Below are 23,899 nucleotides of genomic sequence, written 5' to 3'. Positions count from 1 at the left end.
TTTCTTTTTCCCAAACTTTGCTAACAATAGATACTTATGTTTAAAATTTTTATAGAGCGACCTGTGCTCGCCAGTGTTATATCCATCCTTATCGTAATTCTTGGGATACTGGGTTTAACATCTTTACCTATTTCACAATACCCGGATATAGCACCTCCAACGGTTCAGGTTTCCGCCTCTTACCAGGGGGCAAATGCAGATGTAGTAATGAATAGTGTGGTTGTTCCGCTCGAGGAGCAAATTAACGGTGTGGAGAACATGACTTACATGACCTCTTCTGCCGGAAACGACGGTACGGCAAACATCACGGTAAACTTCAAATTAGGAACCGACCCTGATTTGGCTGCGGTAAACGTTCAGAACAGGGTGTCTCGGGCGACAAGCTTATTACCTCAGGAAGTTACCCGTGCAGGTGTAACCACAACCAAAAGACAAAGCAGTAACCTGGTAATCTTTTCACTTTACAGTGATGACCCGGAATATGATCAAAAGTTTCTGCAGAACTACGCGAATATTAATATAGTACCGCAAATAAAGCGTATCCCGGGCGTGGGAGATGCCACAGTTTTCGGGATGATGGATTACTCCATGCGAATCTGGTTAAAACCGGACATCATGGCGGTATATAAATTGGTGCCTTCGGATATCAGCGCAGCACTTGCAGAACAAAATATTGAAGCCGCACCTGGTCAGTTTGGTGAAAATGGAAACCAATCATTTCAGTATGTTATAAAATATAAGGGCCGCTTAAAAAATGCGACGGAATTTGGAGAAATTATTATACGCTCTGCAGAAAATGGTCAGATCTTACGCTTAAAAGACGTAGCGACTATTGAACTCGGAGCTCTAAGTTATGCCAGTACTACCAAAACCAACGGAAAACCTTCAATCGGGGTTGCCATTGCACAAACGGCTGGTTCTAATGCAAAAGATGTTATCGACGGCACCCTGAAAGAGCTGGAAAAAGCTTCGGCAAATTTTCCTAAAGGAATTCATTATGTAAACCTCATAAATGTTAATGAATTTTTAGATGCATCCATAGAAAAGGTAATTCATACATTACTGGAAGCCTTTATACTGGTATTTATTGTGGTTTTTATCTTTCTTCAGGATTTCAGATCTACATTGATACCAGCCATTGCCGTTCCTGTAGCAATTGTCGGTACTTTCTTTTTTCTGGGTGTATTTGGCTTCACCATTAACTTATTAACCCTGTTTGCTCTGGTGCTGGCAATTGGTATCGTGGTCGATGATGCAATAGTGGTGGTTGAAGCGGTACATGCCAAACTCGATCAGGGCTATACCTCTTCTAAAAAAGCTACGATTGATGCGATGAGTGAAATTTCGGGAGCGATAGTTTCCATCACCCTGGTTATGGCCGCAGTATTTATTCCGGTTTCATTCATTACCGGCTCGGCCGGGGTTTTTTATAAACAATTTGGACTCACACTGGCCATCGCCATTATCCTTTCGGCGGTAAATGCCTTAACGCTGAGTCCGGCTTTATGCGCACTGTTTCTTAAGCCCCATAAAGATGGCGAACATGTTAAACATGGTTTTCTGCAGAGGTTTTATTCTCATTTTAATACCGCCTTTGAGGTAACTACTGAAAAATATAAAAAATCGATTTCCTTCCTTTCCGGGAAAAAGTGGATAGCCCTTGCAGGGATAGCGGTATTTACTGTGCTTTTTTTCATCCTGATAAAGACCACCCCAACAGGATTTGTACCTAATGAAGATATGGGTGTTGTAATGTCTGATATCAGTTTACCTCCCGGCGCATCGCAGGAAAGAACCACCGAAATTACACAGGAGATCGCCAAAATAGCAGGAACAATTCCTGAGGTGCAGCATATTCTTAGAATAACCGGTCGTGGATTAATCAGCGGGGCCGGAAGTAATTACGGAATGGTAATTATGAAACTTAAACCATGGGCCCAGCGCAGTGGTAAAGGTCAGGATGTGCAGGCTATTATTGGTAAAATGTTTGGAAAAACAAGTGGAATACGTGATGCGAAAATCATTTTCTTTGCACCGCCAACTATTCAGGGTTTTGGAACGTCCGGGGGATTTGAGTTTCAGTTGCAGGACAGGAGCGGGGGCGACATGGCCAAATTCTATAAGGTCAGTACAGACTTTCTTGCTGCTTTAAGTCAGCGGCCGGAGATCCTTTATGCCTCAACGGCATTTAATCCTAATTTTCCGCAATACGAAATTAATGTAAACGTAGCAAGAGTTAAGGATGCGGGATTAACTGTAAATGATGTATTGAATACGATGCAAGGTTATTATGGTGGAGTGTATGCATCAAATTTTAACCAGTTTGGTAAACAATACCGGGTAATGTATCAGGCAGAACCCAGCTTCAGGGCAAATGCCGAGGGATTGAACAGTATTTATGTCCGCAATTCAAAAGGTACGATGGCTCCGGTCAGCGAGTTTATCACTTTAGAAAGAACATACGGTCCGCAGTCTATTTCCCGATTCAATTTATTCACCTCTATGGGCATTACAGGCTCACCAAAACCTGGGTTCAGCTCAGGAGATGCGATAAAGGCTGTTGAAGAAGTAGCGGCACAAACCCTGCCGCCTGGGTATGGGTATGAGTTCTCAGGAATAACCAGGGAAGAACTTTCGGCGGGCGGGCAAACGATATTCATTTTCCTCCTGGTTATCGTATTTGTGTTCTTCCTTTTAAGTGCTCAGTATGAAAGTTATATTCTTCCTTTCTCGGTTTTACTTTCACTGCCAATTGGTCTGGCTGGTGCATTCATATTCGCAAAATTATTTGGTATCACAAATAACATTTATGTGCAGATCACACTCATTATGCTGGTGGGGCTGTTAGCAAAGAATGCAATCCTGATCGTAGAATTCGCCCTGGAACGCCGGCGTCAGGGAATGTCTATTGCTGAAGCGGCAATGGCGGGTGCTCAGGCACGTTTGCGTCCAATACTGATGACATCCTTTGCTTTTATATTCGGCTTGGTTCCGTTAATGCTCGCGTCCGGTGCCGGTGCTGCAGGTAACCGTTCAATTGGAACTGGTGCGGTAGGAGGAATGCTTATCGGTACCATATTTGGAGTGTTTGTGATTCCTGTTTTGTTTATCATTTTTCAGACTCTGCAGGAAAAAATCAGCGGACCTCCGCAGCAACCTTCAACTGTTGATGAAACTATAATCGAGGAAGAAACTTTTGCATGATTTTGATTAAAAGAACAATGAATAATTTATATAAAAATCTATTTCTGTTTTTTGCATTGGCACTTATGGCACTATCGTCATGTAAAGTAACACAGCGCTATGCAAGTCCGGAAGTTAATACACAAAATCTGTATCGTAATTTACCTTCCGGAGATACCAGCACTATAGCTGATTTGCCGTGGAAGCAATTATTTACTGATACAGCTTTGCAGGCGCTGATTGAAGAAGGTATATCTAATAACCTCGACCTCAAAATCGCTTTTACACGTGTGCAGCAGTCGGAAGCCTATTACAAGCAAAGCAGGGCTGCCTTTCTCCCGGGAGTAAATGCGAATGCCGGACTTACATTTAACAAGCTTTCTGATGCACAGGGTGGTGGATTTATTAATAATAACAGGGTGTTTCAGGCTGGCTTAAGTTCCAGCTGGGAGGCCGATATCTGGGGCAAACTGGGCAGTTCGAAAAGAGCAGGTATGGCAAGCCTTTTACAAAACAAAGCCTACTCGAGGGCCGTGCAGACCAGTATCGTGGCTACTATTGCCAATTATTATTATTCACTGCTTGCCTTAGATCAGCAGCTGGCTATAACAGAACAAACTGTAAAAAACTGGATTCAGTCTGTTGAAACTATGCGTGCTCTAAAGGAGGCGGCAGTAGTAACGGGAGCGGCTGTAGTACAGAGTGAAGCTAACCAGTACGCTGTCGAAGTAACTATTCCGGATCTGAAACAGAGCATTAGGGAATTAGAAAATGCTTTGAGTATTGTGTTGGGCAGAGCTCCGGGTGCTATAAACAGATCCGGTTTGGATCAGCAGAGCCAGCCTTCAGTTTTTAACACCGGAATTCCCTCCCAGTTATTAAGCAGACGTCCGGATGTTCAGCAGGCAGAGTATAATTTCAGGTATTACTTTGAGAATACCAATATGGCTAAGACCTTCTTTTATCCTTCTTTAACCATCACAGCCTCAGGTGGATTGTCTAATACCGCTATAAAGGATTTCTTTAATCCCGGATCTGTTTTCGCAAGTCTGGCAGGTGGTTTAGCACAACCCATTTTTAACAGGAGGATTAATAAAACAAGGTTGGAAGTTGCAAAGGCAGCACAGCAGGAAGCACTTTTTTCATTTCAAAACAGTCTACTTGAAGCAGGGCAGGAAGTCTCTGATGCGATGTCTGATTATCAAACTGCAGTTGAAAAAAACTCAGTTCGCAGTAAGCAACTGGCCTCCCTTCAAAAATCAATTGAATTTACCCGCGAACTTTTGAAGTATGGCTCTGCCAATTATACTGAAGTTATAAATGCTCAGCAAAGTTATTTGTCGGCTCAGCTGAATCGTGTAAATGACAAACAACAGCAGTTACAGGCAGTTGTAGAGCTTTACAGAGCTTTAGGGGGAGGTTGGAAGTAATACCTGATTTCATCGGGGGCTACCACTAAAAACAGGGAGTGTGTAGCCCTGGGGATGAGGCTGTCTCAAATTCACCAAAATACCCCATCTTAACGTCAGGCTGAGCACTTCGTCGGGCTCAGTATAGGCTTGTCAAAGCCTTTTGGACTTCGTAGCATCAATCTTTCGACAGGCTGAAGATGACAAGAATGAATTTGAGACAGCCTCTGTTTTACTGATTAAAAATCTTATTAATTACTATTTTACCCTCTCAATATATTCTCCTGTGCGGGTATCTATTTTTATCTTATCTCCCTGATTTACAAATAAAGGGACTTTTATTTCGATGCCGTTTTCTGTAGTAGCATATTTCTGAGCTCCTGAAGAAGTATCACCTTTAACAGCTGGTTCAGTGTATGTAATTTCCAGTTCCACATTGTTCGGTGCCTGAGCCATAATAGGTTCTTCACTTTCAAATGAAACTATTACATTCATACCTTCTTTAATGAACCTCGCCGATGGTCCAAATAGTGATTTAGGGATATTGTGCTGTTCAAAAGAAACATTATCCATTACCACAAAATAATCACCCTCTTCATATAGATATTGGTAATCACTGGTTTCTACACGACAAATTTCCACCTGCTCGTCAGTTCCTAAACGTGCTTCCACAATTTTTCCGGTTTTAATATTACGGAATTTACCTAAATAAAAGGCCCCGCCTTTACCTGGTGTACGATGTACAAATTCTTCTACCGTTACCAGTTCACTGTTGTAACGTAAAATATTTCCTGTTTTAACTTCAGATGCCTTTGCCATAAGAATACAATTGTAAAATTTGAGCCCAAAGATAGACGCATTTTTATATTTTTATTAGAAACTTATTTTAAAGATCATAATCAAGAAATCTCTTGTATGGTCGGGATAAAAAGGTGCATTTGTCGTGTAATTAATCGCTATAAAAATATTGTTCCTTAATGTTGCGCAAGCACTTCTAATTCACGATATTTATGTATATCTGCGCAAAACCTCCCCTTATCGGCTACCATCCAGTATCGGGAATAAATGAATTACAGAACGGAGAAGCCGAAAACCCTACAGAGTAGGCAACCATTTAAACCTAAAATAATGGCTCTTTATTTAACACGATTCAGCTATACGCCGGAAACCTGGACCCGATTAATTAAAAATCCTGAAGACCGTCGTGAGGCTGCCCGAAAGTACATTGAGTCCGTTGGTGGGAAGCTGCATGGATTCTGGTACGCTTTCGGTGCATACGACGGATATAATTTATGGGAAGCACCGGATAATGTGTCGATGGCGGCAGTCGTTATCGCAATAAGCGGTGGCGGGGCCTTGTCGAAATGTGAAACGACTCCTTTGCTCACAGTAGAAGAGACACTTAACGCCCTTAGCCGTGCGGAGGCGGTCGCTTACCGCCCACCTGGAACATAACGGCCTCCGGCAGAACTATGGCATGTAGATGATAGATTAATTTAATAATTGGCCTATGAATACTTCTTACTTTAAATCCGCAAAAGTCCATAATCAGCTTACCCCCGATGAACTTACTGAAGCAACTCTGAAAAAAAAACATGGCACCCTGAGTAGTACAGGGGCATTGTGCATTCATACCGGAAAATTTACGGGCCGATGCCCTTTGGATAAGTATATAGTAGAGAATGATGAAGTCAACGCCTGCGTAAGCTGGGGCGGATTTAATATCCCTGTTGATAACAAGAGTTATCAATCGCTTAAAAAGGATGTATTGAGTTATCTGGATAGTAAACCTGAACTTTGGCAGAGAGAATGCTTTACATGCGCACATCCCGCATATCACCTAAAAGTTAATGTGATAAATGAATATCCGTCGGGAAATCTATTTGCCTATAATATGTTTTTGAGGCCGGATGAGATTGAGTCGTCTGAAACGATCGAAGAATGGACAATAATACAGGCCCCTGACTTTCAGGCTGACCCTGCAATTCATCATGTGCGATCGTCAAATTTTTCGATCATTTCGTTTGAAGACAGAACTATATTAATTGGCGGTACAGGATATACGGGTGAAGTAAAAAAAGGAGTGTTTACTGTATTAAATTATATTTTACCTTCTAAGCATAACGTATTAAGTATGCATTGCAGCGCCAATATTGGCCATGATGGAGACGTTGCGTTGTTTTTTGGGTTAAGTGGAACCGGAAAAACAACTTTAAGCGCTGAGTCGGAACGGAAACTAATAGGGGACGATGAGCATGGATGGGATCAAAATTCTGTTTTTAATTTTGAAGGTGGTTGTTATGCAAAAACTATTAATTTAGATGAAGAACATGAACCAGATATTTTCAGGGCCATAAGGAAAGGAGCTCTGGTCGAAAATATTTTGTTTAAGCCAGATTCAAATGTAATTGATTTCAATAATGGATCAATAACCGATAACACCAGAGTTAGTTACCCTCTGCATTTTTTAAAAAACAGAGCAAATCCTTCCAGAGGAGGTATTCCTGGCACTATATTTTTTCTCACCTGTGATGCAACAGGTGTATTGCCGCCAATTAGCAAATTAAGCATTCCGCAGGTTATGTATTATTTCCTAAATGGATATACCTCTAAAGTTGCCGGAACAGAAACAGGAGTGACAGAACCCAAACCAACCTTTAGCACCTGTTTTGGAGCTCCGTTTTTACCGCTTCATCCAACAGTATATGCCGGTCTGCTTGCAGAAAAGCTGGAAAAATACAATATCAATGTTTGGTTGGTCAATACCGGCTGGAATGGCTTGTCGTACAAAGAAGGCAAAAGGATTAGTATAAAGAACACACGGGCGCTAATAACTGCCGCTCTTAATGGCTCCTTAGAATCGCAAAAATTTGAACTTTTTCCTGTTCTGGATTTACAGATTCCAAAGTCCTGCCCGGGAGTTAAAGATGAGTTCCTGAACCCCTGTAAGCAGGCAACCGATTTGGCAGATTATAATCAACGGCGAGACGATCTTGCAAGTAAGTTTGAAAATAATTTTAAGCAGTTTATTTAAGAAGCACACGGACGGCTCCTGTTGTTGGATTGGATTAAGTGAATAGTAAAATATATCCAGCTTTTGGTTTCTTCGGGCCGTCGTAATGCCCTGGATAAATAAGCAGCACCCGGTTTCATTTTATAAATCAGCGTACCGTTTTTAGCAGAGAGACTAGTGGAAGAGTTATTTTTTTGTTAAGCAAGCTTAGTCCGTGCGTCCATCACAACTGTAAGGATAGAGGCGGCGGCCAGGAAGGACACCGAAAAAAGTTAATGAGAAATTAATTACGGATCATCACCTGTTTTTTCGAGAGTAAACAATAATAAACTATTTAGTCTATAAATTTGGTAGTCTATTATTTTTTATTTTAATTTGTGCCATTATGAATAATATAACCACGTACACATTTCTGCCTGGCCTGTCATTAAAGCACTTCCCAAATGTGTTTTCAGGTTGTTGTTAATCCGGAAAATAAATTGGACATGAATTTAACAAAGGAGGAACACCCGGCGAATTAATAATCATGAAAAAAAGGGAAGTACTAAGAGTACCTCCCCACGAGCTTAAATCATTGAAACAGGCATATCAATTGGCGTTGTCACCTGCTTCAAATCCATTCATTAAACTCAATGTAAAAGTATGCAAAATTTTGAAAAGGCTGAGCTGCATAATGCAGGCCTAGCTTTTATAAAAGCATTAAATTCAGAAAATTCTAGTCCTGCGTTTTTATCGTCGGGTAATTCGAAAAAAACAATTGGTATCCATTATCATCCAATCTTTACTAGAGCTTCAGGATCGTCATTTTTAGTTAGCTTTTGGCATCTTGTAGTGATGCTTGCTGTTCCTTTAATTCTATCTGCACAGCAGCCGACCCGACCTCTGATTAATTCTACCTTAAACGGGACGGTTAGTGATGCAATAACAAGAGAGCCGCTCATTGGTGCAATAGTTCGCCTCAAGGGTACCACTCACGGCGTTAATACCGATTCTGAGGGCAGGTTTAACTTTATTACAGGTCAAAAATTTCCTTACACCTTATTGGTTAGTTATTTGGGCTATGAATCAATAGAAGTTGTAGTAAACGGAAGTCCGGTAGAGATAAAATTAAAAGAGCTAACCAAAGAGCTAAACGATGTAGTCATAGTTGGATACGGAACACAAAGTCGAAAAAGCGTTGTAGGAGCCATCACGAAAATCAATGCAGAAGAGACCAAGCAAACTCCGGTTGCAAGTTTTGATGCGCAATTGCAGGGCAGGGCTGCAGGAATCCAGGTAAATACATTTTCAGGAACCCCCGGAGAAGGAGTGAAAGTGCAGGTTAGAGGAACAGCTTCAATTAATGCAAGCAACGATCCTTTATATGTTATTGACGGGGTATTGGTGAATAATAACTCACTGGCATCGATAGAACTTGGAGGGAAGAAGACCTCACCACTGGCAGATATAAATCCGGCCGACATAGAAAGTATTGAAGTTTTAAAAGATGCGAGTGCTATTGCCATATATGGGTCTCGCGGCTCAAACGGAGTGATCCTGGTTACTACAAAACGTGGCGAGTATAATTCTATAAGAACTAAATTCAGTCTTGATGTGTCAAATGGCTGGCAAAAAGCAGATCAGGAGAGATTATGGGACCTAACCAGCGGTCCGGAGCATGCTATGCTTGTAAATGAGCAATGGATAAATTCAGGAATTGATAAACCAAGCTTAAATCAGACGTATGCAAATCGACCTTTTCGTCCCAGAATTGAACTGATTAACGGCGTTCCTGGAAGAGGGACCCCGGAAGAGCAGCAAACTTACGACAGAATGAGCCGCGTGTTCCGCACCGCTTTTACACAGAACTATGATTTAAATGCGCAGGGAGGGAGCGAAAAAATAAGGTTCAATCTGGGCGCCGGATATACCGGTCAGGAAGGGGTTTTAAATCCGGCTGAATTTGAACGTGGCAGTTTTAAATTAAATTTGGATGTTAAACTTAATCCTAAAATTACTCTCAGCTCAAGCAATGGTGCTTACCGATCATTCAGACAGCAGGTAAGAGGCGGCGCAGGACAACAAGCAGGCCATTTACTAGCGGCCCTGCATCATCCAACTTATTTACCCTTAAATAACGAAGACGGCACACTTGCAAGAGGCTCTATTTATGAAAATATTGATAACTTAACTAATACAGACATTACCAATATTTCTACTAAAAGCCTCCGGTACATCGGCAATCAATTTCTGGAATTCAACATCTTACCCGGCCTTCGGTTTAAAACATCTGTTGGCTTAGATTTTAATCATTACAACGAACGTGAGTTTTTTAACGATCAAACGATTATCGGAGGAGCTCCAAACCCGCCCGGATACATTAATGAAGCGTTCACAAACTTAACGGTCTTTCAGAATGAACAAACTCTTTCTTATACAAAGGCATTAACGAATTTACATTCAATTACCGCGCTGCTGGGCAATAGTATCCAGGGCACAAATGTTAATGTAGCATCTGAAACGGGATCTGGTTTTCCAAATAATTCCTTTCAGCAGATTTCCGCTGCGTCTATCAGAACATCTGAACAGAGAAGATCCCGCTCAACAATTGCATCATTTTTCGGTCGCTTAAATTATAGTTACGATCATAAATATTATCTGGAAGGTACGCTCAGGGCAGATGGTTCTTCAAAGTTTGGCGCCAATAACCGTTGGGGATATTTTCCAGGCATTGGTGCATCATGGAGGATCAAGCAGGAGCCTTTTCTTAAAGATGTAGAGCAGGTAACTGAGCTGAAACTGAGAGTGAGTGCAGGTTCTGCCGGTAACCAGAACGGTATAAACGATTACGCTTCGCGCGGATTATGGACGGGAATCGCACAGTATCCTGATAATCTTACCAGCGGACCGAAACCAGGGATTGCTCCGTCTCAGCTTGAAAACCCTGATCTGAAATGGGAAAAAACGACTACTTATAATGCCGGACTGGATCTTGGCTTATTCAATGACCGTTTATTTATTAATGTGGACGCCTACTACAAGTACACTACCGACGCATTGTTATTTCTGCCTGTACCGGCTTCTACCGGTTACGGAAGTACACTGGCCAATGCAGGCGAAGTGAGCAACAGGGGAATTGAACTCGGGCTTTCCACTGTTAATATTAAGAAAAATGGGTTTGAATGGAGTTCAAATTTTAACTTCTCAAGTAACCGCAACCGCGCAGAGAAACTAATTAGTCCCATCACTTTTGAAGCCCGCGAATACAGAAGAACGCAGGAAGGGGAGGCTCTGGGGAGTTTCTGGTTATACAAACAGTTGTATGTCGATCCACAAACAGGAGATGCAGTGTTCGAGGATTTAGATAAAGACGGAAAGCTTACTCAGGCTGATCGCCAGCTGATGGGTAACTTAATTCCAAAATTCTTTGGTGGATTAACTAATAAGGTCTCTTACAAAGGTTTTGATCTCAATGTATTATTTACGTATCAATACGGTAATAAGGTGTTTAATTTCAATAAATACATTTTAGAAGGTGGAGGAACCCGTGATGCGTCGCGTTCGATTTTAAAAAGCCAGCTTGACAGATGGCAAAAGCCCGGTGATATAACCAATACACCGAGGGTGACAAGCGTAGGCAATAACTATAATATCGAACAAAATAGCCGGTATCTGGAAGACGGATCCTTCATCAGACTTAAGTCTGCTGTCATTGGATATACATTACCCGCAAAAGTTTCTGCCCGACTTAAGCTAAACAAAGTACGGCTGTATGCTTTGGGTACTAACTTATGGATTCAGACAAATTATACCGGTGCAGATCCGGAGACATCGGGCAGTGCAGGGCAAAACCTTGATGGGCTCGACACGGCTACACCTCCGCAGCCACGAGGTCTTCAATTTGGTGCTAATATCTCATTCTAATCTATATACATATGAAGAAGATACTTATACTCTCTATGCTGATAGTCAGCATGCTTATGCAATCGTGCGAGAAATATCTGGAAGTAGAATCGTACGACAAGGTTTCAGATGAAAATACAATTTTTGATAAGGCTTCTGCCGAGACAGCCGTACGGGGTGCTTATCGTGCTTTGGCCAGCTCAAATTATAGCAGTAGTTTTCAAAACACCATTCTGCAGTCGGGTGGCGATGTTAGGTCTCTTAATAATGCTCAAACAGATTTGAATGTTATTAATTATGATTTACGTTCCGATATCGGTTTTTTATCGACCTATTGGTCAAACTTCTATAATACCATTAACCGGGCGAACCATGTTATCGAAAAAGTACCTCTGGTAAATGATGTGAGGCTTAGTCAGGATTTGAAGAATCAGCTTTTAGGTGAAGCTTATTTTATTCGGGCCTATTCTTATTTCGATTTGGCGCGGGTGTTCGGAAATGTTCAAATTTTTCTTACTCCGACTAAAGTAGTTGTGGATAAACTAGGCGTCCCAAAGAGCACTCAGGCAGAAGTATATGCCCAGGTGCTGGCTGATCTGAACCAGGCAGAAGCATTATTGCCAGGCACCGTTGTAAGAAACAGAGCCACAAAATATACTGTGTATGCTTTGCGGGCAAGGTTGCACTTGTATACTAACAGATATCAGGATGCCGAAAATGATGTGAACAGCATTCTTGCAAATAGCAGTTACATATTAATAAAACCCTTTAACCTTGCTGCCGGAACTACCGAATCGGTACTGGAATTTTCTTATAGTGTTAATGATCTGAACGGTGGTTACGGACTGTGGAATACCAGTAACCGACAATTAGAGCCTAAGGCAGTATTGCATAATTTGCTGAATGATCCTGCGGTAGGTGGCGATAGAAAAATCTTATCTGTAAAGAATGCATCGAATCAGTTTATCGGTGGTATTTATCCTTCTAATACTTCTGCTGCTTACGGCATTAGAACCGCAGAGCTTCACCTGATAAGAGCAGAAGCCAGAGCCAAAAAAACGGTGCCTGATTTAACAGGTGCTTTGGGTGATTTAAACGCCGTTCGTGCTCGTGCTAATGTTGCAAACAGCACTGCTCTTACTCAGGATGAGATCATACTCGCCATTGAGAACGAACGCCGGGTGGAGTTTGCACTCGAACCTCACCGTTGGTTTGATATTGTGCGAACAGGAAGAGCGCCGGTGGTCTTTAATCTGACTGATCCCAGCAGATACATTTTCCCGATACCTGCGGGGGAAATATTGGCCGATCCTTCACTTAAGCAGAATCCCGAATACGGTAACTAATCTAATCAGCATACTTAATCAACCTCTGTTATGAGTAGTACAAAATCACATGCAGCACCTTCCTTCTGGAAAAGGGTGCTGCAACATTTCGGCAGCATTGCAAAACCAGACCATAATCTGCAGGACTGGCAGCCATGGGAAAGAAATCTGTTTCGTTTCTTTTTCATTTTTCTGAGTTTATTGATACTTCCTGTTGACTGGAAATTTTACCGAGAAGTTTTTTCGATAGACTGGGCGCACCTTCATTTTCATGATTTGTTCAGGCTATCAAAGTATCAGACTCAATTTATATCGAATAAAAAGTTACCAGCCTGGGGTATCGGCCAGTTTGCAAATTGGGCAATCGCAGCTATTATTTCGTTGACCGGAGCTATAGTATGGAGTAATATCGATACAAAGAGGAAGGAATATAATGTTCTGTATTACTGGCTGAGAGTGATTGTTCGCTATCGTCTTGCCATCGTTTTAATAACCTATGGCTTTATTAAGTTCTTTCCATTGCAAATGCCTTATCCTTCTTTAAGTAATTTGCTTACCAATTACGGCGATTTCTTTCCCTGGAAAATCTACTTTCAGACCGTTGGTATAGCACCTAAATACCAGGCTTTTTTGGGTTTTGTGGAGATATTAGCGGCTTTCCTATTATTCAACAGGCGGACGGTAACTTTTGGTGTCGGATTGATCTTTGGATTTATAGGAAACGTTGCCGTTGTTAATGGTTTTTACGACATCGGTGAACAGGTGTTAAGTACTTTGATTGTATTACTTGCCGTGTTTTTGTTTGTGTATGATATTCCAAGATTATGGAGACTGCTCGTCAGCGAAGTCCCTGTATATGCCAATAAATTAGTTCCCGATTTTTCTGATAAAGCCATCGCAAATATCCGGACAGGGTTGCGAGGCGCATTCTTGATTTTTACTGTATTATTTGCTTATAAAACCTATGATAATTTTGTAAGCGACCCTTATAAAATTCCGCATACACCGGGGTTAAGCAATGCCTATGGATATTATAATGTTAAGGAGTTTCGCCTGAATAATCAGCTTATTCCTTTTTCAAAAACAGATAAGGATCGCTGGCAGGATGTAGTTTTCGAAAAATGGTCGACGCTTACCATCAAAGTTAATCGCCCGGTTAAAATCGATTTTAGTAGTGCTGAAGCAGTTCAGGAAAAAGATATTGATCGCAAATATGAACTCGCAGGTTTTGCGGGCCGTCACTACTTTCATTACGAAGCCGACACGATAAATCACAGGCTTTATCTTCAAAACAAGAATAAAAATCATAGGAGCGAAAAACTGGTTCTTGCTTATCAAAGGCCGAATGACAGCACTCTGGTGCTTTCGGGGATTAACGAGAACCGGGATTCTATCCGGGTAGTTCTCAATAAGATCAATAAAAAATATATGATGTTTGAAGGACGTCGCAAGCCTGTTAAACTTTAATTTAATGCATTTATAATATAAATTTTTGAATCATGTCGACAACAGATTTAAGCATTGAAGGTCCTTATGTTGCAGAGCATCATCGCTCTGCAGAACAGGTAAGACCAAATCGTTCAGCATGGACGAATACACAGAAGATAGCTTTCAGAATAGCATTCTTATACATTCTGTTTTTATGTGTACCTACGTATCCCGGGTTTTATAAGCATTTGTTCGGACTGAAATTTTCAAAAATTACCTATCACGATTTTCAGTCCATAGTTGCGTTCTGGCCCCCGCAGATTATCACGATTGAATCGGAAGAAGGGGTTTTCGGTATCCTGAATTATATTAACCTTATCCTGGTTTTTGCTGGAGCTGTAATTGGCGGAGCTATATGGACACTTTTGGATAAAAACACTACTCAATATACCAAACTGTACTACTTGATCCGTGTTCTTGCCCGTTACCGCCTGGCCTACGGTATGGTAGGCTGGGGACTAAAAAAAGCATTTCCCATGCAAATGGTTTATCCAACAGAGGGAATGTTAAACACTCCGTTTATCGATTTTGCAGAGAAGAAATTGTACTGGTCGCATGTGGGAGTATCTTTTGAATACACAGTGTTTCTTGGTTTTGCCGAAATATTGCCGGGCTTATTATTGCTGCACCGGAAAACTTCTGTTTTAGGAGCAGCGCTCGCGGCGGTTGTGACATTTAACATATGTATTGCCAACCATGCATATGATGCTGGTGTGGCGGTTCCTGCTGCTTATTTCGCGATTATAGGGATTTTTATTACCTGGTATGATTTGCCTAAAATTTGGAATCTTATTGTCAATGAGAAGGATGTTCTTCAGCCTTATCGGTACAACCCTGTATTTTCAGAAAACTGGCAAAAGTATCTTGTAAACGGAACTAAATGGACCTTTAATTTTCTGTTTGTTCCTGTTGCCGCGGGCTTATGGGCTTTTGGGTTTTTTAATGGGAATAATTATAACATCCCGAGTACTCCTGGCATTGCCCAAACTAAGGGCCTGTACACTGTGAGCGAGTTTAGATTGAACGACAAAGTGCTGCCTTACAATCCGGCAGATTCTATCAGATGGCAGGATGCTATATTTGAAGACTGGTCTTCCCTGAGCTACCGAACAAATCGTGGCGCTGTTGCTGACCGGATGATAGGGTATTCTCCGCTCAGGGTTAAGAATAACAAAAAGAATACAAAACTAAACCAGGTAAATACACAGGATTCTGACGGACTTGCAAAACAGAAAAAGAATCGTGATCTAGGGGTTACGCGCTGGGAAGTCGGTGGTATGTCGGGCGAACGAAGATACTTCTTTTATAAAGCTGATCCTGTAAATCAGATCCTTTACCTGCAGAATAAAAACAAAAATCATGCGGATGAAACCCAGGTACTTCATTACAGCAGGACTAGCGCTACGCGCATTATTTTAAGCGGAAGAAATGAATTTAATGATTCAATTTATGTGGTTTTGGATAAGTTAAACAAAAAATATCCTTTAGTGGAAGGAAGACAAACAAACATAAAGGCATTTTAATGAATAAACTGTTAAGATTGGTAATGTTAAATGCGCTAACAACACATGCAGATGAGTAAAAAAGATTTTGATGCCATAGTTGTTGGTTCAGGGCCAAACGGACTTTCTGCTGCAATTACCTTGCAACGCGAGGGCTTGTCTGTACTTTTAATAGAAGGCAAGGATGTAATTGGAGGCGGTTTACGTTCGGCCGAACTTACCATACCTTGCTTCACCCACGATGTATGTTCTGCGATTCATCCGATGGCCGCAGCCTCACCTTTTTTCCAAACTTTACCGCTGCACGCACACGGTTTAGAGTTGGTTTACCCAGAAACCGCGGCAGCCCATCCCTTTGAGGATGGGTCGGCTGCGGTTCTAAAAAAATCTTTGGCGGAAACAGCGGCTCTTCTGGAGAAAGACGAAACGGCTTATCTTGACCTGATGACACCCGTTTTGAAGTCGTGGCCGCTTATTGCAAATGATGTGCTGGGGCCCTTAAGCTTTCCGCGATATCCGGTGGATATGGCACAATTTGGATTGAAGGCCCTGTCATCAGCTTTAACACTATCAAAACGCTTTTCTACCAAAAAAGCAAAAGGCTTGTGGGCCGGAATGGCGGCACATTCCATTCAGCCACTATCAAACCTTACCACCTCAGCAATTGGTATCGTGCTGATGGCTGCAGGGCATTTAGGAGGCTGGCCAATCCCCGTTGGCGGGTCCAAGTCTATAGCGACTGCCCTGTCTTCTTATTTTGAGTCGCTCGGAGGCAAAATTGAAACCGGCTTTTATGTGAAATCATTGAATCAGCTCCCTTCAGCCCATGCTGTCTTGTTTGATGTTACTCCGCGTCAGTTACTTCAAATCGCGGGACATAAATTTTCATCCATTTACAAATGGCAGCTGGAGCGATACCGCTATGGCATGGGAGTTTTCAAAATAGACTGGGCCCTTGATGGTCAGATACCTTTTACAGCCGAAGAATGCCGGAATGCGGGCACCGTCCATATTGGCAATACGATAGAAGAGATCGTACTTGGAGAGCAAACCGCGTCTTCGGGTAAAATACCCGAAAAGCCTTTTGTGTTATTGGCACAGCAAAGTTTATTCGATTCAACGCGTGCACCGCGGGGAAAACATACTGCATGGGGATATTGCCACGTGCCGAACGGCTCGACAACAGATATGACCGGGGCGATTGAGAAGCAGGTAGAGCGTTTTGCACCTGGTTTCAGGGATAGAATATTAGCCCGGCATGTGTTTAATCCTGCACAAATGGAAGAGTATAACCCCAATTACATAGGCGGAGATATTAATGGGGGAATCATTGATATCCGGCAATTATTTACGCGACCGGTAATCAGCACTTCGCCCTATAAAACATCGGCAAAAGGCTTGTACATCTGCTCTTCGTCGACTCCTCCTGGAGGGGGCGTGCATGGTATGTGTGGTTACCACGCTGCTAAAAAGGCTTTGAAAGATGTATTTAATAAGAATGTATCACCGCTTTATTCAACTAGAAATCTATGAAGCAAAAAATTGTAATTGCCGGGGGATCCGGGGCGCTGGGAAGCTGCATTATAAAAAGGTATTATGATACCGAAACAGAGGTGGTGGTGCTCAGCCGCAGGCAGAATGCTGCTGATAAAAATATCAGATATGTGGGTTGGGATGCCAGGACTTTGGGCGCATGGACAAAAGAACTTGAGGGAAGCACCGCAGTGATAAATCTTGTGGGAAGGTCGGTAAACTGCAGGTATACCGAAACAAATAAAAAGGAGATTATAAACTCCCGGGTAGATTCAACGCTCATTCTTGGTCAAGCCATTCAAGGTTTACAGCATTCGCCTGCAGTATGGATCAACGCTGGTTCGGCAGCTATTTTTGGCAATTCGGGCGACGAAATAAAAGATGAGAATTCGGAACCGGGCGACGGCTTTTCGCCCCGTGTTTGCAAATTATGGGAGCAGGCTTTTTTTAAGTCTGTTACTCCTCAAACCCGGAAAGTTTTTCTACGAATAGGAATGGTTCTGCAACCTGCTAAGGGTGTTTTAAAGCCTTTCACAAATCTGGCCAGAACCGGATTTGGAGGTAGAATTGGTTCGGGTGAACAATACATTACATGGATACATGAAGAGGACTTTGTTAACCTTATTCAATGGGCAATTGCGAAGAATGTTTCAGGAATAATTCACAGCTCAAGTCCTTATCCTGTAAAGAATAAAGAGTTTATGCAGGAAATAAGGGCTGCCTTAAAAATGCCCTTCGGTCTGCCGAACCCCGCCTTTCTGACCCGTATTGGTGCGGTTTTTATCAAAACAGAAGCCGAACTGGTGCTCTCGGGCAGAAGAGTGATTTCGACAGTTCTGGAAAAAAATAAGTTTAATTTCAAATACCCAAAAATACAACAAGCATTAGCGCAATTAATTTCATATGGAAGCAGTAATTAATGATACACAAACGGCCACTGTTGAAGATCAGTCGCCAAAAAAAGGCTTTGCGATTCACGAAGACTGGACAGTAGTTGTCCTGGGATTTTTGATAATTTTTTTAGCCATTTCAGGGGTGATTGTTCCAGCTCCTTCATTTGGCTGGAGCTCAGTAGATGATCTTTCAACAAAGCTTTTTTCTACAGAGAACACTCAGGCGGTGGGCTACCAGTTTTTGCTTGTCGTTTTAATCGCCGCCTTAGGAGCTGTTTTAACAGGTAAGCCTATTAAGCGCCTTCTGATTGTATTTCCGGTGGTTTACATCATAACCTTGTTTGCCCTGATCATTTCCGGAAATAAAGGTGTTAAAGCTTTAAACCTGGAAGCTGTAATATTTAGCTTGTCTTTAGGACTTGTTTTCGGGAATTTTTTCAAACTGCCCGATTGGTTTAGAAAGGCCTTATCTACAGAATTATATGTAAAGATTGGATTGGTACTGTTGGGTACCGGAGTTATTTTTTCAGATATTCTTAAAGCAGGATCTTTAGGTTTAATACAGGCTCTGTTAGTTGTGCTTTCTGTATGGTATTTCGCTTTTTGGTTATGTAAAAAGCTTAAAGTTGATGATGAATTAACCATGATGATTTCGAGTGCTGTATCTATCTGTGGTGTTTCGGCGGCTATTGCCACATCCGGAGCTATAAAAGGCGATTCAAAAAAGTTGTCCTACGTTATTTCCATGGTGTTGATAACGGCTATACCTATGATGATTTTTATGCCTTACATAGCGCAATATTTTAATTTTCCGGAAGCAGTTACAGGTGCCTGGCTGGGTGGGAGCATTGATACCACGGGCGCCGTTGTGGCTTCAGGAACGCTTGTAGGGGAGGAGGCCCTCAAAATCAGCACCATCGTCAAATTTTCACAAAATGTATTATTGGGAATTGCAGCGTTTGCTATTTCGGTTTTCTGGACTTATACCGACCATACATCAGCGCAAGCTGCAGATACTAAACCAACCCTGGCTGTGATTTGGGAGCGTTTTCCAAAGTTTGTAATAGGCTTCATTGCAGCCTCACTGTTGTTTTCATTCATTATCCCTGCGGAAACAACAACAACGGTTAAGGACAGTTTAAAAAGTCTGCAAGGTTTATGGTTTGCTTTAGCATTTACCAGTATTGGCCTGGAAACCAATTTTTCCGATTTATTTAGTAAAAATAGTAAGAAACCGTTTTATGCATTTCTGATTGCTCAAGGATTCAACATTATTGTTACGCTGGTTATTGCATTTATTTTATTTAGTTGAGAGGCTGAGGTCTGGATTTTTATGGCCAGACATAAATAATAATTAGTAGTACACGCCCGGATGGCCGAGTGGTTAGGCGGAGGTCTGCAAAACCTTTTACGGCGGTTCGAATCCGCCTCCGGTGTCCATTTAATTTGGGTTGAGACTTCGATGATTTCACAACCCAATTACAGTCTTATGAGCTCCTGTGACCAGGTTTGTCCATTCCAAGTTGTGCATTTATCAATGGGGTCTTTGGTGCCAGGAAAAAACCTGTTAAACTGGCAAACATGATTGGAATCAGTGATTGAAAACCCGTCATAGTTCCTAGCAGTATTATTATACTCACAGGTGTGCGGGTTACACATGCCACAAGTGATGCCATAATACAAACACTTATTAATGCCAGGTTCTGACCGGGTACCAGCTGATAAATTATTACACCCAAAACGATACCCCCGAAAAACAAAGGAATAATAAATCCGCCACGCCATCCTGAAGTAACTGTGATTGCAATCGCAATAAGCTTTAAAACCAGAAGCGAAATGAGGAATTCAACTGTGAAACTTCCCGATAGGATTTCCTGCAGTTGGTCGTGTCCGAAATACCGTGTTAAAGGTAAAAAATAGGCGATAATTCCTAAAAGAAAACCACCCAGCGCTAGTTTAATATAAATTTGAATGCTAAATAAACTAAATAAAGCTTTACATTTTTTAACCATAAAAATAAAGGCCCAGCCAAGAGCAGCCCCTGCCAAAGAATAAAGAATGGCATAAAAAATATCATTAACCTGAGGGTTGGAATAAGAAGGGAATTTCCAGGTTGGGCCTAAATTGAGATGCGTAATTAAAATGAACATCAGGTAGCTGGCGCAACTTGCCACGAGGGCCGGCATAAAAGCCTGATAATATCGTGTAACCTGTTTATGGTCTAATATTTCCAGAGCAAATAAACTTCCTCCCAGCGGCGCTCCAAACAATGCTGTAAAAGCGGATGCCATTCCTGCAATGGTTATAGAACGTATGTCCTCGCCTTTAAATCCCAGCTTCCGGGCAATATAAGTTCCTGTTGAGCCAACAACTTGTACCAATGGAGCTTCCGGACCCAGACTTCCTCCGACCGAGATACACAATAACGATGAAAGAATCATTGATGGATTACTTTTAGGATCCAGCTTTCCTTTATTGAAATGAATATTGTCTACTATCAGATCAATTTCACCGGGATCACCTAGTTTATGTATAACTAAGCCGGCTGCCAGGCCCCCAATTGTCATTAGAGGAATGACATAAATACCCTCAATGAATCCAAACAACTCTATTAAATGTTCTAAAACAATCCAATAAGCACCCGCAATAACACCTCCTATTAAACCTAAAATGGTCCATATCAGGAAAAGCTTGTTATACACGAACGGATTAAATTTTAATGGCCCTTGTAATGTATCCTTAAGTTCAAAAAATCTTTTGTGGGTGGAAAACTTCATTATTTTATACCTGAAGTCGCAAATGGACGAAATCTCAATTGTTTTTCATAATACTTTTAATAATCTATCGCGCTTGATTTTTTTTAATAACAATTTACTGGCAGATTTTTTCATGAATCAATTGCACAAATAGGGCCTGCATTACCAACTCAATTATTTCACGGTCCCCTCTAAGAAAGGACAATATTCATCATATATCAAATGAACACGAGTTTTGAAAAATAGCTGCAGCTGAAAGGAGAGAGGCAGGTTCCCTAAAAGGAACCGTAGCATGATTCTCCAATATTATGGTCGGATTATCCATTTTTCGCGGACTTGCTTAAAGTAAATTTACGATATCTTTAATGGCTCCGTTGATGCCCAATTATTCAGCCAATTTTCCATTCTTATCAGGTATATGAAGTTAAACGCATTACTAACTGTTTTTTTAGCCGGCACATTTTGCGCCCATTCTCAAAATATCTATACGATAGATGCCTCCGCTATTCCTCCAAAGCCGCGGACAGAACATTTAAAACTAGGCGGGAATGGCCCAAACGGACAGTCCATTTCTGTTAATAATGAATACGTTCAGCTGAATGGAAAACCCTGGATTCCGATAACGGCCGAATTTCATTATACCCGATACCCGCAAAAGTACTGGGATGAATCATTAAAGAAGATCAAAGCAGGGGGGGTAAATGTTGTAGCAACCTATGTGTTCTGGAATATTCATGAGCAAACCGAAGGGAAATTTAATTTTTCAGGTGATAATGATCTCAGGAAGTTCTTACAACTGTGTGCAAAAAATGGCTTGATGGCTATTGTCAGAATAGGTCCTTTTGGTCACGGTGAAATAAGAAACGGAGGCCTTCCTGATTGGTTGCTCGGTAAACCCCTTACTATCCGTTCGAACGATCCGCTTTACCTTTCGTATGTCGAGAAATTATATAATCGTATAGGAGAGGAAATAAAGGGCTTGTATTTCAAGGACGGGGGCAATATAATCGGCACCCAGATTGAAAATGAATATCAGCATTCGGCAGCCCCCTGGGGATTAACATACCCTGGTCAGCCCCATGATATGACGGCTTCAGAACGCGACCTTGCACTTACACAGGAGGGCGTTGGCATATCCAGGGAGAACAACCCATATGTCCAGCTGGGCAACGATCACATGAAAATTCTTAAAGAACTGGCAATAAAAGCCGGTATGATTACGCCGCTTTACACGGCAACAGGATGGGGGAACGCAGCAATTATTCCCAATGAAAGTATTCCGGTTACTGCCGCATATGCATATCCATTCTGGACTCCTAAAAAGGATATTTCTCCGTTTTTCTTATTTAAAGACATGCACCAGAAGCCTGATTATGCTCCGGTGCGCTATAAAACAGAAGATTACCCCGTATTTCCTGCCGAACTGGGCTCGGGTATCATGACCGTATATACACGCAGACCGATTGCCGTACATAAAAGTTTCGACGCGATGATAAACCGCTGCCTCGGAAGCGGGGCGAATGGTATAGGGTATTATATGTATCACGGCGGTTCTACTCCGCATAATGGCTCATATTATTTCAGTGATGAGGCATATGGACTACCTAAGGTTTCTTACGATTTTCAGGCTCCTATTGGTGAGTTCGGCCAGGTGCGTGAAGGGTATCAACGATTAAAATTACTGCATTTCTTTTTAAACGATTTTGGCGACAGGCTGGCACCCATGAAGACGATTCTTCCTGCAAATGCCGCCTCGCTAAAGCCAGAGAATGTCACGGATCTCCGCTATGCAGTTCGCGGAAACGGAACTTCAGGCTTCCTGTTTGTGAATAATTTCCAGGATGATACGATAATGACGGTTAAAAAAGGTCTGCGCTTTTCCATAAAGACTTCCGCTGGTCTGGTAAACATCCCGGCCTCCGGCTCTTTTGATCTGCAACGCGATGAAAATGTGATTTTTCCATTCAACTTTGATCTGGAAGGCATAAATCTTCACTATGCAACCGCGCAACTGCTGACTAAAGGCGATGATGTGGCAGCTCCTTATTATGTGTTTTTTTCTCCTGCAGGCATAAAACCAGAATTCTCCTTCAACGGAAGCGGATTTTCTGTTAAGGCATTACATCTTGCCACTGTTAAAGACAATCAGACTAATAAATTGGTTACTTGTACCGGTGATCGTGCTGAGTTTTTACTAACTAAAGGCAATAAATCGCTCAGGGTACTGGTGCTAACCAAAGAAACAGCATTAAAAGCCTATCAGATAACTCTTAAGGGCCAAAGAAAGCTTGTTTTTTCGGATAATGTAGTTATTCCTGACAATGGCTCGATTACACTCCTAAGTAAAGGGAACAATAAGTTTAATTTTGAGGTTTTTCCAAAATTGACATCGAAAGTTAGCGCAAGCGATGGTGTGCTTAGCACTGGTGCATTAAAAAATAATTCGTATTCTTCTTACAGCGTTTCAGTTCCGGCGAAAGCCTTCCCGGTGCAAATGACGACATTCGGCCAGAAAAAGTTCGCGATAAAACTTCCTGAAATAGTGTGGGGACTAAACGATTATTTCCTGAATATCGATTACACCGGCGACACGGGTATGGGTTTTATTGATTCAGAACTTGTTACTGATGAGTTTTTTAAAGGAACTACCTGGGACATTGGTTTAAGAAATATATTAAGCAACACAAAGACGCGCGAAATGGTATTTTATTTCCGACCTATTCGGAGCAATGCAACTTATTTAAATGATCTGGATCCGGAAACGGTGCCGAAATTTGGCACAGACCGTTCACTGCTTAAAATTAACAGAGTAAAGTTCGTTCCCGAATATAAAACCACTATCAGCTTTTAATGAAACGGAGAATTACCTATCTTCAAATAGCCGCCGGCAAAGGAACCCGGTGTACAGAAGCCGA

14 protein-coding genes and 1 tRNA gene are annotated in these 23,899 nt (G+C 41.8%); 13 read left to right on the top strand and 2 right to left on the bottom strand.

Annotated elements, in window-relative coordinates; translation table 11 throughout:
• Nucleotides 1-36: 36 nt before the first annotated feature.
• Together WG906_RS06520 and WG906_RS06515 are read left to right on the top strand one after the other, a co-directional pair.
• Complete coding sequence (locus WG906_RS06520) at nucleotides 37-3,204, top strand: efflux RND transporter permease subunit (RefSeq protein WP_339991743.1); 3,168 nt, start codon at nucleotides 37-39, stop codon at nucleotides 3,202-3,204.
• A gap of 17 nt (nucleotides 3,205-3,221) precedes the next feature.
• A complete protein-coding gene (locus WG906_RS06515) occupies nucleotides 3,222-4,613 on the top strand; it encodes an efflux transporter outer membrane subunit (protein WP_339991742.1) in 1,392 nt (463 codons plus the stop codon).
• A gap of 237 nt (nucleotides 4,614-4,850) precedes the next feature.
• Here WG906_RS06515 and efp read toward each other — a convergent pair whose 3' ends face one another.
• Nucleotides 4,851-5,411, bottom strand: coding sequence for an elongation factor P (gene efp / locus WG906_RS06510; RefSeq protein ID WP_339991741.1), 561 nt, complete (start codon nucleotides 5,409-5,411; stop codon nucleotides 4,851-4,853).
• 309 nt (nucleotides 5,412-5,720) lie between these two features.
• Between efp and WG906_RS06505 the strand changes: the two genes are divergently transcribed.
• The 10 genes from WG906_RS06505 to WG906_RS06460 all read left to right on the top strand — a co-directional run bounded on the left by WG906_RS06505 (nucleotide 5,721) and on the right by WG906_RS06460 (nucleotide 19,668).
• Nucleotides 5,721-6,047, top strand: a complete 327-nt coding sequence (locus tag WG906_RS06505; RefSeq protein ID WP_339991740.1) for a GYD domain-containing protein — start codon at nucleotides 5,721-5,723, stop codon at nucleotides 6,045-6,047.
• A 55-nt stretch (nucleotides 6,048-6,102) separates the two neighbouring features.
• Nucleotides 6,103-7,626 carry a phosphoenolpyruvate carboxykinase (ATP) gene (pckA, locus tag WG906_RS06500; protein WP_339991739.1) on the top strand — a complete coding sequence of 508 codons (1,524 nt, stop codon included), beginning with the start codon at nucleotides 6,103-6,105 and terminating at the stop codon, nucleotides 7,624-7,626.
• A gap of 621 nt (nucleotides 7,627-8,247) precedes the next feature.
• The gene (locus tag WG906_RS06495; protein WP_339991737.1) at nucleotides 8,248-11,508 is read left to right on the top strand and encodes a SusC/RagA family TonB-linked outer membrane protein; all 3,261 of its coding nucleotides are present in this window, start codon (nucleotides 8,248-8,250) and stop codon (nucleotides 11,506-11,508) included.
• A gap of 11 nt (nucleotides 11,509-11,519) precedes the next feature.
• Nucleotides 11,520-12,833 (top strand): RagB/SusD family nutrient uptake outer membrane protein, encoded by a 1,314-nt coding sequence (locus WG906_RS06490; RefSeq protein ID WP_339991736.1) that lies wholly within the window; start codon nucleotides 11,520-11,522, stop codon nucleotides 12,831-12,833.
• A gap of 30 nt (nucleotides 12,834-12,863) precedes the next feature.
• Entirely contained in the window at nucleotides 12,864-14,279 is a 1,416-nt protein-coding gene (locus WG906_RS06485) for a DoxX family protein (protein WP_339991735.1), read from the top strand.
• A 32-nt stretch (nucleotides 14,280-14,311) separates the two neighbouring features.
• Complete coding sequence (locus tag WG906_RS06480; protein ID WP_339991734.1) at nucleotides 14,312-15,823, top strand: hypothetical protein; 1,512 nt, start codon at nucleotides 14,312-14,314, stop codon at nucleotides 15,821-15,823.
• A gap of 51 nt (nucleotides 15,824-15,874) precedes the next feature.
• The gene (locus WG906_RS06475) at nucleotides 15,875-17,335 is read left to right on the top strand and encodes a phytoene desaturase family protein (RefSeq protein ID WP_339991733.1); all 1,461 of its coding nucleotides are present in this window, start codon (nucleotides 15,875-15,877) and stop codon (nucleotides 17,333-17,335) included.
• Nucleotides 17,332-18,255, top strand: coding sequence for a TIGR01777 family oxidoreductase (locus WG906_RS06470; protein WP_339991732.1), 924 nt, complete (start codon nucleotides 17,332-17,334; stop codon nucleotides 18,253-18,255). Before WG906_RS06475 ends, WG906_RS06470 begins: the two co-directional genes overlap by 4 nt.
• Nucleotides 18,239-19,540, top strand: a complete 1,302-nt coding sequence (locus WG906_RS06465; RefSeq protein ID WP_339991731.1) for a YeiH family protein — start codon at nucleotides 18,239-18,241, stop codon at nucleotides 19,538-19,540. Before WG906_RS06470 ends, WG906_RS06465 begins: the two co-directional genes overlap by 17 nt.
• 53 nt (nucleotides 19,541-19,593) lie before the next feature.
• Nucleotides 19,594-19,668: transfer RNA gene (locus WG906_RS06460), tRNA-Cys, on the top strand.
• Nucleotides 19,669-19,715: 47 nt separating this feature from the next.
• On the opposite strand, the gene WG906_RS06455 is transcribed toward WG906_RS06460, so the two are convergent.
• Nucleotides 19,716-21,005: a chloride channel protein gene (locus tag WG906_RS06455; RefSeq protein WP_339991730.1), complete on the bottom strand. Its 1,290-nt coding sequence runs from the start codon at nucleotides 21,003-21,005 to the stop codon at nucleotides 19,716-19,718.
• Between the two features lie 397 nt (nucleotides 21,006-21,402).
• On the opposite strand from WG906_RS06455, the gene WG906_RS06450 reads away from it, so the two are divergent.
• Nucleotides 21,403-23,835, top strand: a complete 2,433-nt coding sequence (locus WG906_RS06450; RefSeq protein ID WP_339991729.1) for a beta-galactosidase — start codon at nucleotides 21,403-21,405, stop codon at nucleotides 23,833-23,835.
• Nucleotides 23,836-23,899 lie beyond the last annotated feature (64 nt).

Source organism: Pedobacter superstes, from assembly GCF_037622515.1.
GTDB lineage: Bacteria > Bacteroidota > Bacteroidia > Sphingobacteriales > Sphingobacteriaceae > Paradesertivirga > Paradesertivirga superstes.
Note: the sequence above shows the minus strand (reverse complement) of the source record. Positions and strands in the feature narration are given on the sequence as shown.

Bases quoted from the DNA above. Each gene is read 5' to 3' on its own strand.
- WG906_RS06485 (WP_339991735.1), top strand. From the start codon at position 12,864: ATGAGTAGTACAAAATCACATGCAGCACCTTCCTTCTGGAAAAGGGTG.
- WG906_RS06465 (WP_339991731.1), top strand. From the start codon at position 18,239: ATGGAAGCAGTAATTAATGATACACAAACGGCCACTGTTGAAGATCAG.
- pckA (WP_339991739.1), top strand. From the start codon at position 6,103: ATGAATACTTCTTACTTTAAATCCGCAAAAGTCCATAATCAGCTTACC.
- WG906_RS06455 (WP_339991730.1), bottom strand. From the start codon at position 21,005: ATGAAGTTTTCCACCCACAAAAGATTTTTTGAACTTAAGGATACATTA.
- WG906_RS06450 (WP_339991729.1), top strand. From the start codon at position 21,403: ATGAAGTTAAACGCATTACTAACTGTTTTTTTAGCCGGCACATTTTGC.
- WG906_RS06490 (WP_339991736.1), top strand. From the start codon at position 11,520: ATGAAGAAGATACTTATACTCTCTATGCTGATAGTCAGCATGCTTATG.
- WG906_RS06495 (WP_339991737.1), top strand. From the start codon at position 8,248: ATGCAAAATTTTGAAAAGGCTGAGCTGCATAATGCAGGCCTAGCTTTT.
- efp (WP_339991741.1), bottom strand. From the start codon at position 5,411: ATGGCAAAGGCATCTGAAGTTAAAACAGGAAATATTTTACGTTACAAC.
- WG906_RS06505 (WP_339991740.1), top strand. From the start codon at position 5,721: ATGGCTCTTTATTTAACACGATTCAGCTATACGCCGGAAACCTGGACC.
- WG906_RS06515 (WP_339991742.1), top strand. From the start codon at position 3,222: ATGAATAATTTATATAAAAATCTATTTCTGTTTTTTGCATTGGCACTT.
- WG906_RS06470 (WP_339991732.1), top strand. From the start codon at position 17,332: ATGAAGCAAAAAATTGTAATTGCCGGGGGATCCGGGGCGCTGGGAAGC.
- WG906_RS06480 (WP_339991734.1), top strand. From the start codon at position 14,312: ATGTCGACAACAGATTTAAGCATTGAAGGTCCTTATGTTGCAGAGCAT.
- WG906_RS06520 (WP_339991743.1), top strand. From the start codon at position 37: ATGTTTAAAATTTTTATAGAGCGACCTGTGCTCGCCAGTGTTATATCC.
- WG906_RS06475 (WP_339991733.1), top strand. From the start codon at position 15,875: ATGAGTAAAAAAGATTTTGATGCCATAGTTGTTGGTTCAGGGCCAAAC.